Annotated in this window: 12 protein-coding genes and 1 riboswitch; of the genes, 8 read left to right on the top strand and 4 right to left on the bottom strand. The window is 73.9% G+C overall.

What is annotated here, in order from left to right:
• Positions 1-222 precede the first annotated feature (222 nt).
• The 3 genes from RM446_RS11505 (at position 223) to RM446_RS11495 (ending at position 2,592) form a co-directional block, all read left to right on the top strand.
• A complete protein-coding gene (locus tag RM446_RS11505) occupies positions 223-765 on the top strand; it encodes an FHA domain-containing protein (RefSeq protein ID WP_311545220.1) in 543 nt (180 codons plus the stop codon).
• A gap of 279 nt (positions 766-1,044) precedes the next feature.
• Positions 1,045-1,515: a bifunctional nuclease family protein gene (locus tag RM446_RS11500; RefSeq protein WP_311545219.1), complete on the top strand. Its 471-nt coding sequence runs from the start codon at positions 1,045-1,047 to the stop codon at positions 1,513-1,515.
• A gap of 129 nt (positions 1,516-1,644) precedes the next feature.
• The gene (locus tag RM446_RS11495) at positions 1,645-2,592 is read left to right on the top strand and encodes an ATP-dependent DNA ligase (protein WP_311545303.1); all 948 of its coding nucleotides are present in this window, start codon (positions 1,645-1,647) and stop codon (positions 2,590-2,592) included.
• A 118-nt stretch (positions 2,593-2,710) separates the two neighbouring features.
• On the opposite strand, the gene ku is transcribed toward RM446_RS11495, so the two are convergent.
• Positions 2,711-3,820 carry a non-homologous end joining protein Ku gene (gene ku, locus RM446_RS11490; RefSeq protein ID WP_311545218.1) on the bottom strand — a complete coding sequence of 370 codons (1,110 nt, stop codon included), beginning with the start codon at positions 3,818-3,820 and terminating at the stop codon, positions 2,711-2,713.
• A 116-nt stretch (positions 3,821-3,936) separates the two neighbouring features.
• Between ku and ligD the strand changes: the two genes are divergently transcribed.
• A complete protein-coding gene (gene ligD, locus RM446_RS11485) occupies positions 3,937-4,842 on the top strand; it encodes a non-homologous end-joining DNA ligase (protein ID WP_311545217.1) in 906 nt (301 codons plus the stop codon).
• A gap of 15 nt (positions 4,843-4,857) precedes the next feature.
• On the opposite strand, the gene RM446_RS11480 is transcribed toward ligD, so the two are convergent.
• Both RM446_RS11480 and RM446_RS11475 read right to left on the bottom strand, forming a co-directional pair.
• Positions 4,858-6,129, bottom strand: coding sequence for an FAD-binding protein (locus RM446_RS11480; protein ID WP_311545216.1), 1,272 nt, complete (start codon positions 6,127-6,129; stop codon positions 4,858-4,860).
• A gap of 150 nt (positions 6,130-6,279) precedes the next feature.
• Positions 6,280-6,483, bottom strand: coding sequence for a hypothetical protein (locus tag RM446_RS11475; RefSeq protein WP_311545215.1), 204 nt, complete (start codon positions 6,481-6,483; stop codon positions 6,280-6,282).
• Positions 6,484-6,864: 381 nt separating this feature from the next.
• Between RM446_RS11475 and RM446_RS11470 the strand changes: the two genes are divergently transcribed.
• From RM446_RS11470 to RM446_RS11455, 4 genes are all read left to right on the top strand, one after another.
• Positions 6,865-7,461: a MerR family transcriptional regulator gene (locus tag RM446_RS11470; protein WP_398694978.1), complete on the top strand. Its 597-nt coding sequence runs from the start codon at positions 6,865-6,867 to the stop codon at positions 7,459-7,461.
• A gap of 269 nt (positions 7,462-7,730) precedes the next feature.
• Positions 7,731-7,820: riboswitch (glycine riboswitch) on the top strand.
• Between the two features lie 120 nt (positions 7,821-7,940).
• On the top strand, positions 7,941-10,850 hold the full coding sequence (gcvP, locus tag RM446_RS11465; protein WP_311545213.1) for an aminomethyl-transferring glycine dehydrogenase: 2,910 nt from the start codon (positions 7,941-7,943) through the stop codon (positions 10,848-10,850).
• Positions 10,851-11,184: 334 nt separating this feature from the next.
• Positions 11,185-12,414: a hypothetical protein gene (locus RM446_RS11460; protein WP_311545212.1), complete on the top strand. Its 1,230-nt coding sequence runs from the start codon at positions 11,185-11,187 to the stop codon at positions 12,412-12,414.
• A gap of 88 nt (positions 12,415-12,502) precedes the next feature.
• Positions 12,503-13,108, top strand: a complete 606-nt coding sequence (locus RM446_RS11455) for an alpha/beta hydrolase family protein (protein ID WP_311545211.1) — start codon at positions 12,503-12,505, stop codon at positions 13,106-13,108.
• Between the two features lie 115 nt (positions 13,109-13,223).
• On the opposite strand, the gene RM446_RS11450 is transcribed toward RM446_RS11455, so the two are convergent.
• On the bottom strand, positions 13,224-13,421 hold the full coding sequence (locus RM446_RS11450; RefSeq protein WP_311545210.1) for a DUF5999 family protein: 198 nt from the start codon (positions 13,419-13,421) through the stop codon (positions 13,224-13,226).
• Positions 13,422-13,611 lie beyond the last annotated feature (190 nt).

The raw sequence follows: 13,611 nt of genomic DNA, 5'->3' as shown, positions 1-13,611 counted from the left end.
GCGGCTTTCCGGCGCGCTGTCGGGTCCGGGAGCGGGACGTGAACGTGTGCACATCCGAGCGCGGCAGGGGATGACACCATGTAAGAATCCGAGGTGAGCCGGGGGAACACAGCACCGGCCCGCCCCGTTCTCCCAAGTGGGTGCGCGGCACGCCGCCACCCGGGCGAAGGACCACCAGCCGAATCAAGCACCGCCCCGTGCGGTAGGAGGCCGAGCCGACCTATGTCGAGCGTTTACTGCACGCAGTGCGGTCACGCCGTTGCGGATGATGCCCGTTTCTGCTCCAACTGCGGTTCCCCCATCCGTGCGGCGGGGCAGGGCTCCGCCCCCGGATCCGGCGGCAACCGCGACTCCGTCGGCGAGACCACCTCCACCATCTCCATCGCCGGTATCCAGGCGCTGGAGGCCGAGGCCGAGGGCGAGGACCTTCCCGGCGAGCCCACCAACGTCGACGCTCTGCCTCCCGGCACGGCGCTGCTCGTGGTCAAGCGCGGCCCCAACGCCGGAAGCCGCTTCCTGCTGGATAGCGACGTCACCACCGTGGGGCGCCACCCCAACAGCGACATCTTCCTCGACGACGTCACGGTCTCCCGGCGCCACGTGGAGTTCTTCAGGCGCGGCAACGGGTTCGGCGTCCGCGACGTCGGCAGCCTGAACGGCACCTACGTCAACCGCGAGCGCATCGACGAGGCCGAGCTCGGCGGCGGCGACGAAGTCCAGATCGGCAAGTTCCGCCTGGTCCTGCTGACCAAGCCGCGGCGCTGAGGCTCCGGCGCCTCCGGCCGTGCCGAGCAGGTTTGCGCGTCCCCTCCACCGGAGAGCCTTTGTAGGGAAGACCGCCACCGATGGCGTGATCGGGGGCATCGCGGTCATGTTCCCTTATTGCGCATCGGGGAAGGTTGTCGGAGCCCGGTCCGGGCGCCCCGCGGCCCCGGACCCGTCCCGGACGCCTGTCGGTGTGGCGGTGTACCGTGAAGAAGACGGAGCAGAGCACACCCTGGCGGGTGCCCCCTCCGGCACGACGAGTCGTGGGACGGAGCCGCAGTGAAGCACATGGAGGTTGTCGGCGTCCGAGTCGAGATGCCCTCGAACCAGCCGATCGTCCTGCTCAAGGAGACCGACGGCGAACGCTACCTGCCGATCTGGATCGGCGCCGTCGAGGCCACCGCGATCGCGCTCGCCCAGCAGGGAGTCATGCCTGCGCGCCCGCTCACCCATGACCTCTTCCGCGACGTCCTCGACGCGCTGGACGCCGACCTGACCACGGTCAACGTCACCGCGCTCAGCGACGGGATCTTCTACGCCGAGCTGGTCTTCTCCAACGGGGTCGAGGTCAGCGCCCGCCCCTCCGACTCCATCGCGCTGGCGCTGCGCACCGGCGCTCCCATCTACGCCCACGAGGACGTGATCGAGGAGGCGGGGGTGCCCATCCCCGACGAGCAGGAGGACGAGGTCGAGAAGTTCCGCGAGTTCCTCGACCAGATCTCGCCGGAGGACTTCGGCCGCACCACCTGACCGGCCGCCCTTCGCCGGGGCGGGCCCGACCCGCGGCATCGCGCCAAGGCGCGGTCAACATCGGTCCATGATCGGACCTGCGCGGGCCTGCGGGGCGCTGGTCCGGGGCAGTCTCGGTGCGTGGAACCCATGCTCGCCCGCACCGCGAACGTCCTTCCCGAAGGCCCGCACTGGCGCTATGAGCCCAAGTGGGACGGTTACCGCGCCATCGTCCGGCGCGAGGGCGAGGTGCGCATCCTCTCGCGCTCCGGCAGGCGGCTGGAGGCCGCGTTCCCTGACATCGCCGCGGCGGTCGGGGCCGCGCTGCCCCCGGGCACCGCGGTCGACGGAGAGATCGTGCGCTGGTCGGCGGAGGGCCGGCTCGACTTCTCCGGCCTGCAGCGCCGCGGCCACTCCGGCCCTCAGGCGGCGCAGCGGTTGGCCCGCACCGAGCCCTGCCACCTCATCGTCTTCGACCTGCTGCGCGACGGCGCTGCGGAGTTTGCGGCGCGCCCGCTGGACGAGCGGCGCGCCCGCCTGGAGGAGCTGATGCACAGCGTCGGCGAGCCGGCGCTCATGCTCGGCTGGCAGACCGGGGCCGTCGACGTCGCCCGGCAGTGGTTCGACCAGATGTGGCGGGTGGGCGTGGAGGGCCTGGTCGCCAAGGACGGGCGCGGCCGCTACCGGCCGGGTCGCCGCGATTGGCTGAAGTACAAGCGGCGCGTGACAACCGAGGCGATCGTGGGCGGCGTGATCGGCGGCGCCGGCGACCCGCGGGAGCTGATCGTGGGCCGCCGCGACTCCCAGACCGGCGCCCTGCGGGTGGTAGGGCGCACCGGCGGACTCGACCCCGCGCATCGCCGGGAGATGGCGCGGCTGCTGCGCCCCTGCGGCGGCGAGCACCCCTGGCCGCCGACACTGCCTTCCCGGTGGGGCTCCTCCCAGGACTACGCGCGGGTGGTGCCCGAGGTGGTGGTGGAGATCTGCCCGGACTCGGCCCAGGCCGCCGGGCGCTGGCGCCACGCGGTGGGCTACGTGCGCCCCCGCACCGACCTGGAACCGGCCGACGTGCCCACCGACCTGTCCATCGAGGGCTGAGATGGGCGTCCCCGCAGGCCGCAGTGCCGGATCCGGCCGGGGAGCTCACGGAGCTCCCCGGCTCCGCCGGGTGTCCGCACCGGCGGTGCCGTGCGCCCTGCCGGGGAGTGGGCCGGGGTCAGGAGGCCGAGCGCGCAGGGCCTCCCGAGCGGGCGCTCTCGACGGCCTGCTCCAGCTCGGCGCGGTCCATCTTCGACCGGCCGGGGACGTCCAGCTCGGAGGCCAGCCGCGACAGATCGCGCTTGGACAGCTCGGACACCGGCGCCTCGCGCGGCTCGGGCGCCGTGCCGCCGCCTCCGCGCGGACGGGACCCGCCCGTGCCGCGGCCACCGGTCCCGGCGCCGCGCTTCCCGGCGCCGCGCTTTTCGTCGCCGCCGCTCTCGCCGGAGCCGCCGCGCCGGGCGCCGCCCTTTCCGGAGCGGGAGGCGCCGGAGTCCTCCTCGCTGCCGCGCAGGCTGGCGCGCAGCGCCTCCGTCAGTTCCACGACGTTGGTCTCGGGAGGCGGGCCCTCCTCGGCGTAGCGCACCCGCTCGCCCGCACTCTTGGCGCGGACCAGCTCGTCGATGCGCTCCTGGTAGTCGTCGGTGTACGCCGCGGGCCGCCACTCCTCGGCCATGGCGCCGATCAGCTGCTCGGCCAGCTTCAGGTCGCGCTCGCCCAGGTCGACGGCGGGGATGTTGGGCAGGGTCTCCTCCGGGTCGCGGACCTCGTCGGCCCACCACAGCGTGCTCAGGGTGAGAACGCCCTGCTGGGGCCCCACCACCGCCAGGTGCTGGCGCTCGCGCATCACCAGAGTGGTCAGCCCGAGTCGGCCCGAGTGCTCCAGAGCCTGGCACAGCAGCCGGTAGGGCTTGGCCGACCCCTTGGACTCCGGCGCGACGTAGTAGGCGGCGTCGTACCACAGCGCCTCGACGTCGTCCGCCGGCACGAACGCGGTGATCTCCAGCGAGCTGGACCGGCCCGGCGCGATCTCCTCCATCTCCTGGGGCTCGACAATGACGTACTCGTCGGTGCCCGAGGCGGCGTCGGCCTTGGTGCCGCGGACGATCTCGGCGGAGTCCACCTCCGTGCCGGTGCGCTCGTTGACTCGGCGGTACCGGATGCGGTCGGAGGTGCCGCGCTGGAACTGGTGGAACCGGGTGCCGTGGCGCTCACGCGCGCTGAACAGCCGCACGGGCAGGCTCACCAGGCCGAAGGACAGGGTTCCCTTCCACACGGGAGAGGCCATCGGGCGCCTCCTTCTGCTCAGACCTACCCCTCATACTGCCCGTTACCAGGTAAAACCCCGCAGACCGCGGGTAAAGACGCACCCGAACACGCCGGTGCGGGCGGAGGAGGGCACGGGTGAACGCGGAAGCGCTGACGTGGCGGGTGGGCGCGCATCGGGTCCGCATCAGCCGGCCCGGCAAGGAGCTGTTCGAGCCGGGCGGTGTCACCAAGCGCGAGCTGGCCGAGTACTACCGCGCGGTCGCCGGCCCGATGCTGCGCCACGTGCGCGGGCGCCCGCTGGCGGTACAGCGCTACCCGCACGGCATCACCGACCCCGAGGGCGGGTTCTATGTCAAGAACCGCCCCTCCTTCGCGCCCGCGTGGGCCGGCTCGGTGCACGTGCCCAAGCACGACGGCCGCGCCGGGACCGAGATGCTGGTCTGCGACGACGCCGCCACCCTGGTGTGGCTGGCCGACCAGGCCGCCATAACCCTGCACCCGTGGCTGAGCAGGACCGGCGCCCTGCGCAGCCCCGACCGGCTCGTCATCGACCTCGACCCGCCCGGCGAGGACTTCGCGCAGGTGCGCCGCGCGGCCCACGACGTCCGCGAGGTGCTGGAGGGCCTGGGCCTGGCCGCGTTCGCGATGACCACCGGCTCGCGCGGTATGCACGTGGTCGCGCCCATCCGCCCGGAGATCGACGCGGGCCAGGCCCGCGACTTCGCGCACGTCATCGCCGAGCTCGTCGCGCGCCGCCGCCCCGATGAGCTGACCACGCAGTTCCGCAAGCGGCGCCGCGGCGACCGCCTGTTCCTGGACTACCTGCGCAACGGCTACGCCCAGCTGGCGGTCGCGCCCTACTCGGTGCGCGCGCTGCCCGGCGCGCCGGTGGCGGCGCCGCTGGCCTGGGACGAGCTGGAGCGCGTGGACACGGCCCGGTACTGGACGGTGCGCACCCTGCCCGAGCGCGCCGGGACCGAGCCCTGGCGGGACATGGCCCGCCATGCCCGCTCGCCCCGCCGGGCCATCGAGCGGCTGTAGGGCAGCGGGCGGGGGTCAGCCGCCGAGGACGTGCTCGCGCAGGAACGCGTTGGCGAACTTGCCGCGCGGGTCGAACCGGCGGGCCAGCGCCGCGAAGTCGTCCATCCTGCTGTAGCGCTCGCGCAGCCGCCCGATCGGTGCGGTGAACAGCTTGCCCCAGTGCGGCAGGGCGCCGAAGGGGGCCAGCCGCCCCTCGATGAGCTCCAGCACCGGCAGCACCGCGGCCGCGTCGGGGACCAGGGTGAAGTGGAAGCCGACGGTGTCCCGGCGGTAGCTCGGACTCAGCCACAGCCCGTCGGCGGCGACGGTGCGGATCTCGTGGACCTGCACAACGGGTGCGATCCGCTCCCGCAGCGGCTCCAGGGCCCGCAGCGCCGCGACGGCCGCGCCGCGCGGCAGCAGGTACTCCGCCTGGAGCTCTTCGCCGGCGCTACTGGGCGGCGAGCCGGGGCGGAAGTGCGGCAGCCGCTCCGACCAGGGGCCCGCCACGCCCATCTGCTCGGTGGAGTGCTCGGTCGACATCTCCGGAACGGGGTGGCGCGGCCCGTTTGCCGGCCGTGCACCGAACAAGCCGCCGGCGCCGCCGGCGGGCGGAGCGCCGCCCACGCGGTGCTTGAGCCACACCTGGTCGACCACCGGGCCGCGCCAGCGGGTGAACAGGCTGACGCTGTAGGCGGCCCCGGTGATCGCGTCGAAGTTCTCCTCCAGCGACTCCAGCGGTAGCCCTTCGTAGACGCTCTGGGCGACGTCGAAGTCCGGTTCGGTACGCAGCGTCATCGAGGTCACGATCCCGAGCGCTCCCAGCGCCACGACCGCGCCGTCGAAATCGGGACCGCTTTCGGCCCGGCTCAGGCTGACCAGGTCGCCCTCGGCGGTGACCAGCTCCAGCGCCTCCACGGCGGTGGCGAGGTTGCCGTTGGCGTCGCCGGAGCCGTGGGTTGCGGTGGCGACCGATCCGGCCACCGAGATGTGGGGGAGCGACCCCAGGTTGTGCAGGGCGCGGCCGCGCTCCTGGAGCCACTGCGCCAGCTCGGCGTAGCGCACGCCCGCGCCCACCTGGACGGTTCCGGCCGCGGTGTCCAGCTCCATGGTGCGCGGCAGGCGGGCGAGCGAGACGAGGTCGCCGGAGGTGTCGGCGACGGCGTTGAAGGAGTGGCCGCTGCCCAGGGCGCGGGCCCGTTCGGCGCGGGCGGCGACGGCCTGAACCTCGGCGACGGTGGAGGGGTGGTGGAGGCGTTCGGCGGCGAAGCCGACGTTGCCCGCCCAGTTCGTGGTAGGCCGGTTCACCTGCTGCCCCTTCCGGGGAGACGGATGGAACGCGGCGGCCGGCGGCCGCCCGTTGTGGCAGCCACCAGAGATACCAGACGCGGTGGCCGCGGCCCGCGCGCGGGCACGTGCCGCGGTGGTCGGGACGGGGCGCCCGGTGCGCGCGCCCGCTCAGGCGCTCGACCGCGTGCGGCGCCCGGGCGGGAAGGCCGATTCGGCCGAGGGCAGCAGCAGCCCGACCGCGTCGGCCGCCGAGGCCAGGACGACCTCGGCCGCCGCGGGCGACGCGAGGCTGGGCAGGGGCCCCAGAAGGTCGAGCAGCGCGGAGGGGGTGTAGGCGCGGTCGCCCACCGGGCGCCGGGCGCGGGAGGGCACCCGGGCCGACCGGGTGGCCCGGTCGCGGTGCCTCGGCGGCGGCCGGCTTCCGCGGTGCGACGGCTTCCGCCGCGGCGTGTCACGGGCGCGTCGGCGCTCCCGGCAGGCTCCGGCGCCGCACCCGGTCCGCCGCCCGGGTCGGTGTTCCGGTTCCGGTGCAGGTCACGGGGGCGCAACAGCGTGCCGCGTGCCGCTGCGCGGCTATGCTTGCGGATGGACGGCGGCAGCGCCCGGAGGCGACGAAACAGGTTCCGCGACGCGCCGATGGGTGTCGTTGACGCTGTCCGTGCGACCGGCTTACCTTCAATGTCGAAGGAACCCGCGGCGCACCCTTCATGCCCCCTGTCAAACCGCCGTGGGCCGAGGAGCCGGAGGTTCGGCGTGGCGGTTACTAGCGGTGAGCAGCAAACCTCCGCTCTCATGCATACAGCGATACGGCGAGCTGGGGAGCAGGGCCTGCTGTGCGAAGAGGACGTGGTGGCGCTGCCTATGGACGTCGGTTATCGCGGCCCCACGGCATGTGCGGCCGCCGGAATCACCTATCGGCAACTCGACTACTGGGCCCGTACCGGCCTGGTCGGCCCCAGCGTGCAGCAGGAGGGCGGCAATCCCCCGCTGTACGACTCCCGTGACGTCCTGCTGCTCAAGGTCGTCAAGCGGCTGCTCGACACCGGTATCTCGCTGCAGCAGATCCGCCCCGCGGTGGACCACCTGCGCTACCGCGGCACCGCCGACCTCGCCCAGGTCACCCTGATGAGCGACGGCGTCAGCGTCTACGAGTGCACGTCGCCCGACGAGGTCGTCGACCTGATGCAGGGCGGGCAGGGTGTGTTCGGGATCGCCCTGGGGCGCGTGTGGCGCGAGCTCGAGGGCGCTCTCGACGAGGTCCCCGGCGAGGAGCTCGGCGGATCGCTGAGCCCGCGTACGCGCCCCGCCGACGAGCTGGCGCGGCGCCGCCGCGAGCGCAAGACCGGCTGAGCCCCGCGGACTCCGCCGACCGCGCCGGCTGCCCCCTGGCCGCGCTCCAGGTGTGATGTCCCGATCCGCGGGCGGCCGCGGGGTGTGACGCGCGCCCGGTTGCGTGCACTCCACGAATGCGCCCGAATCCAGTAACGTCGGCAGTGCGGCGGGCACGACACGCGCGACCGCGAGGCGGAACAGTACGCCCCGCCGCCCTGTGGTCCATCAGGGCCGTACATAATGGACGACCCACAACCGAACAACAGTCGACACCACGATCCGGCCGTCGATACCACGCGGGAGAGACCCCACAGCGGGGCGCCGACGGGGCAAAACTCCCCAGTAACCTCTCAGGCACCAAGGACCGCGTGGAGGAGGCCACTCTGGAGCGGTAGGCGAGACGTGCCTGCGCTTCGGCCCCCGCGGGGCCGTGAGCGACAGAGGGGGAGACCAGACAGGAGCAGCCGCGCAAGCGGCACAGCGACCAGGAGGTCTCCATGACGGAGCAGCCAACCCGTGAACGAGGGCCGGACGCCGGCGCCGCGGCGGCCCGCTACTTCGCCGACCGGCACATCGGCCCCGATTCGGCCGACCTCGCGCAGATGCTCAAGGCGGTCGGCTACGGCAGCACCGCCGAGCTGATGACCGCGGCACTGCCCGAGCGCATCCTCGCCCGCCCCGGACAGCCCGCACCCCTGGAGCTTCCCGCGGCGGCCGGCGAGTCCGAGGCGCTGGCCGAGCTGCGCGGCCTGGCCGACCGCAATCGGGTGCTGACCTCGATGATCGGGCAGGGCTACTACGACACCACCACCCCGCCCGTCATCCTGCGCAACATCATGGAGAACCCGGCCTGGTACACGGCCTACACCCCCTACCAGCCGGAGATCTCCCAGGGGCGCCTGGAGGCGCTGCTGAACTTCCAGACGATGGTCTCGGACCTGACCGGGCTGGCCGTCTCGGGCGCCTCGCTGCTGGACGAGGCCACGGCCGCGGCGGAGTCGATGACCCTGGCCCGCCGCGCCACGCGCGGCAAGGGCGACGTCTTCGTCGTCGACTCCGACGTGTTCCCGCAGACCCTGTCGGTGCTGCGCACCCGCGCCGAGCCGCTGGGTATCGACGTGGTGGTGGCCGACCTCTCGCAGGGCCTGCCCGACACCGGCGCCTTCGGCGTACTCGTGCAGTACCCGGCCGGCAGCGGCGCGGTGCGCGACCCGCGCCCGGTCATCGCCGAGGCGCACGAGCGGGGCGCGCTGGCGGTGGTGGCCGCCGACATCCTCGCGCTGACGATGCTGCGCAGCCCGGGGGAGATGGGAGCCGACATCGCGGTGGGCTCCACCCAGCGCTTCGGAGTCCCGATGGGCTTCGGCGGCCCGCACGCCGGCTACATGTCGCTGCGCGAAGGGCTCCAGCGCCAGCTGCCCGGGCGCCTGGTGGGCGTCTCGGTCGACAACGCCGGCAAGCCCGCCTACCGGCTGGCGCTGCAGACCCGCGAGCAGCACATCCGCCGCGAGAAGGCCACCAGCAACATCTGCACCGCCCAGGTCCTGCTGGCGGTGATGGCCGGCATGTACGCGGTCTACCACGGGCCCCACGGCCTGCGTGCGATCGCCGAGCGGGTACACGGCCACACCGCCGACCTCGCCGAGCGGTTGCGCGCGGCCGGGCACCAGGTCGTCGGCGACCGGTTCTTCGACACGCTGCGGGTGCGCGTGCCCGGGGCGGCGGGGTCGGTCGTCGAGGCGGCCGCCGAGCGCGGCGTCAACCTGCTGGCCGCCGGCTCCGACACCGTGGGCGTCAGCTGCGACGAGAACACCACGTCCGCCCACATCGAGGCCGTCGTGGCGGCGTTCTCCGGTCCCGGCAAGGGCGTCTCCGGTCAGACCGCCGGCGACCGGCGGCGCGCGGCGCTGCCGGAGGAGCTGCGCCGAGGGGTGGACTACCTGACCCACCCGGTCTTCTCCGCCCACCGCAGCGAGACCTCGCTGCTGCGCTACATGCGCCGCCTCGCCGACAAGGACCTGGCGCTGGACCGCAGCATGATCCCGCTGGGGTCGTGCACGATGAAGCTCAACGCCACCGCCGAGATGGAGTCGGTGACCTGGCCGGAGTTTGCGTCGCTGCACCCCTTCGCACCGCTGGACCAGGCCGCCGGCACGGTGCGCATCGTGCGCGACCTGGAGCGGTGGCTGGCCGAGGTCACCGGCTACGACGCGGTTTCGCTGCAGCCCAACGCCGGATCCCAGGGCGAGCTGGCCGGGCTGCTGGCCATCCGCGGCTACCATCGCGGGCGCGGCGAGCGGGGGCGCGACGTGTGTCTGATCCCCAGCTCCGCGCACGGGACCAACGCCGCCAGCGCGACCATGGCCGGGATGCGGGTCAAGGTCGTGGCCTGCGACGACGGCGGTAACATCGACATGGATGACCTGCGCGCCAAGACCGCCCAGCACGCGGGCGACCTGGCCGCGATCATGGTCACCTACCCCTCCACGCACGGCGTCTACGAGGACACCATCACCGAGGTGTGCGACCTGGTGCACGAGGCGGGCGGGCAGGTCTACGTCGACGGCGCCAACCTGAACGCGCTTCTGGGCTGGGCCAAGCCCGGGCGGTTCGGCGCCGACGTCAGCCACCTGAACCTGCACAAGACATTCTGCATCCCGCACGGCGGCGGCGGTCCCGGCGTGGGCCCGGTGGCGGCGCGCTCCCACCTGGCCGGCTACCTTCCCAACCACCCCAGCCAGCCCGAGGCCGGGCCCTACACGGGGGTGGGTCCGGTGTCGGCGGCGCCCTTCGGGTCGGCCGGCATCCTGCAGATCTCCTGGGCCTACATGCGGATGATGGGCGAGGAAGGGCTGCGCGCGGCCACCGAGGCCGCGGTGCTCGGCGCCAACTACGTCGCCAAGCGGCTGGAGCCCTACTACCCGGTGCTCTACACCGGCCGGGGCGGCCTGGTCGCGCACGAGTGCATCATCGACATCCGCGGCCTGCAGAAGCGGACCGGCATCAGCAACGAGGACGTCGCCAAGCGGCTGATCGACTACGGGTTCCACGCGCCGACGATGTCCTTCCCCGTGGCGGGGACGCTGATGGTCGAGCCGACCGAGAGCGAGGACCTGGAGGAGCTGGACCGCTTCGTCGACGCGATGATCGCCATCCGCGGCGAGATCGACCGGGTCGCCGAGGGCGCCTACCCCGCTGACGACAACCCGCTGCGCAACGCCCCGCACACGGCTGAAGCGCTCACGGCCGACGAGTGGCGGCACCCCTACTCGCGGCACGAGGGCGCCTTCCCGGTGCAGCGGTTGCGGTTCGACAAGTACTGGTCCCCCGTGGGGCGCATCGACCAGGCCTACGGGGACCGCAACCTCGTCTGCGCCTGCCCGCCGCCGGAGGCGTTCGAGGTCTAGCCGACCGGTCCCGCCCATCGGGGCGGTACGACGACGAGCGACGGCGGCCGCCGCCAGCGCAGCACAGCGCGCTGACGGCGGCCGCCGCCAGCGCGAGGGCCAGGAGACCGGCCATCGCGGCCACAAGTGAATCTACGATGTAAAGGCACGGCTGGCGATCCTTGAACCGCCACCGGACGCCTGCTGCCGCGGCGCCGACCGCCGATCCGCCGATTCCGGCCGGGCCCGGCCACGCCTCGCCGTCGCCTCCGCGCCGAAGGGCTAGCCTCCCAGTGGAACCTCCGGGTCGGCCCCCGCCGCCCCGGACCGCCCCCCGTGTGGAAAGCAGCGCCAGATGACAGCGTCCGCCGGATCCTCCACTCACGACGCCGCCGGAGACGAGCCCGAGTTCAAGAGCCTGTGCGACCAGGCGCGCGACCTCGCCGAGAACGGTCACCTCAACCGCGCCGCCCAGGTCTACGAGCGCGTGGTCGAGAGCGGTGCGCGGCGGTACCTGCCGCTGGCCGCCCTCGGGCTGGCCGTCGTCCGCCACGACATGGGCGAGGTGGCGGCGGCGCGGTCGGCCGCGCGTACCGCCGTCGGCACCGGCCATCCCGAGTTCGCCCCGCGCGCCGCCTACCACCTGGCCCTGTCCTTCGAGGCCGACGGCGACGCCGAGCAGGCGCGCGCCGCCTGGTGCGACGTCCTCGACTCGGGCAACAACCGCTACCGTCCGGCCGCCCACTACGGCCTCGCGCGGCTGGCCGAGGAGCGCGGCGACACCGGTACCGCCGGGGAGCACTGGGAACAGGTGCTGAGCAGCGACTCGGCCGAGGTCGTGCCCGAGGCGGCGCACGACTACGCGGCGCGGCTGCTGGCCCGGGGCCGTGCCGACGCCGCCGCCGACGTCGTCCACCGGGGCCTGGAGCTGGGCGAGCACGCGGGGCTGCGGCTGCTCCTGGGCGCCGTGCACGTGGAGCACGCGATCGGCGCGTTCGCGGCCGTCGTGGCCGAGGCCGGCGCGGGTGACGGGGGAGGAGCGGCTCCGGAGGACTCGGGGGCGGCACCCGGCCGGGCGGTGGCTCCCGAGGTCGCGGGCGGCGCCGTCGAACTGCTGGCTCGGCTGCTCGCGGTGCGCGGCGACGGCGAGGCCGCCGAGCGCGTGTGGGCGGATGGACTCGCCCACCGCGACCCCGCGACCGCCGACGAGGTCCGCGCCCGCCTGCGCCGCGGCTTCCTGGCGCCCGACCCCGAGGCGGCCGAGCCGGAGGGAGGGCAGGACGGCGAGGACGAGGCCTGGTGGGACCCCTACGTCGAGGCGGCCGCGGCCCAGCACAGCGCGCCCATGCTGACGGGGGAGCTGTTCGTCGCGCTCAACCGGATGTACACCCACCTCGCCCTGCCGCTGGCCCAGGGCGAGAACAACGCCGCCGCGCTGCGCCGCGCACTGGAGGAGGCGGTGCGCACACCCGGCCAGTACGTCTGGGGCAGGGCCCTGCACGACGACTTCCGCGAGCGCCTCCGGGTCGCAGCAGGCTCCCGCGATCCCGTGCTGCCCGCGGGCTGGCCCGACCCGGCGGAGTGACACCCGGCCCCCGCTGTTGCTCGGGGGCCGCGGTGCGGCGGGGGCGCGGCGGGACGGGGATCGGCCGGACACGCCTTAGGTTGGAGCCATGGAGCTCGACACGCCTCGCGGGCCTGCGCTCGCCGACGTCGCCGTGCCGTCCGGCGAGCCGCGCTATCTGCTGGCCATCACGCACGGCGCGGGCGGCGGCGTCGACGCGCCCGACATCACCGCGGTGTGCGACGCCGTGCTGAAGGCGGGCGGAGCCGTGGCGCGCATCACCCAGGCCTATCGGGTGGCCGGTCGCACGATGCCCGGCTCGGCCACCGGCCCCCAGGACGAGGCGTGGACCTGCGCGGTTCGTGCGGTGTGCGCGGACGAGCGGCTGGCCGGGGTCCCGCTCGTGCCGGCCGGACGCAGCAACGGCGCCCGGGTCGCGTGCCGCACCGCCGCGGAGCTGGGGGCGGCGGCGGTGGTCGCGCTGGCGTTCCCCCTGCACCCGCCGGGCAAGCCGGAGCGCTCGCGTGCCTCGGAGCTGCGCGGGGCCGGTGTGCCGACCCTGGTGGTCAACGGGGAACGCGACCCCTTCGGCGTGCCCGACGCGGCCGACGCCGCGTCGGTGGTGGTGCGTGCCGGCGAGCGCCACGATCTGTCCAAGGACACCGGTGCGGTGGCTGCCGCCGTCGTGGACTGGCTCGCCGAGCGGCTGGGCTGAGCATCCGCGGCCGGCGGTCTGCGCCGGCTCGGACTGCGGTGGGCGGGGACGGACGGTGGTCCCCGCTCGCGGCCGTTTCGGCCGGCTCGGTGGGTGTCCGGTTCGGCCGTAGGCCTCAGGCGACGGCCCGGATGTCGGTCGGGCGGTGCGGAGCGACGACACCCCCGTTGGGCAGCAGTTCTCCGGTGTCCTCGAAGATCACGACACCGTTGCAGAGCAGGCTCCAGCCCTGCTCGGGGTGGCTGGCGACGACGCGGGCCGCTTCGCGGGCGACGTCGTCGAAGGACGGGCATGCGGGTCGGTGCGGGCACATTCTGCGCCTCCGGTCTTCTCAACTACTGGCACCAGAAGCCTAGTGGCGCGAGTCACAGTGCAACTGGTTTTGTGGATATACGACGCCGCGAGTCGACCGTTCGATCTGGTGCCGCAGGGTATTGGCCGGATCCGGCCACGCATTGATCCGGGCATGTCGGAGACGGGCGATCTGGCGCGCTTCGGCTGTC

The organism is Streptomonospora wellingtoniae, assembly GCF_031845375.1.
GTDB classification, from domain to species: Bacteria; Actinomycetota; Actinomycetes; order Streptosporangiales; family Streptosporangiaceae; genus Streptomonospora; species Streptomonospora wellingtoniae.
Note: the sequence above shows the minus strand (reverse complement) of the source record. Positions and strands in the feature narration are given on the sequence as shown.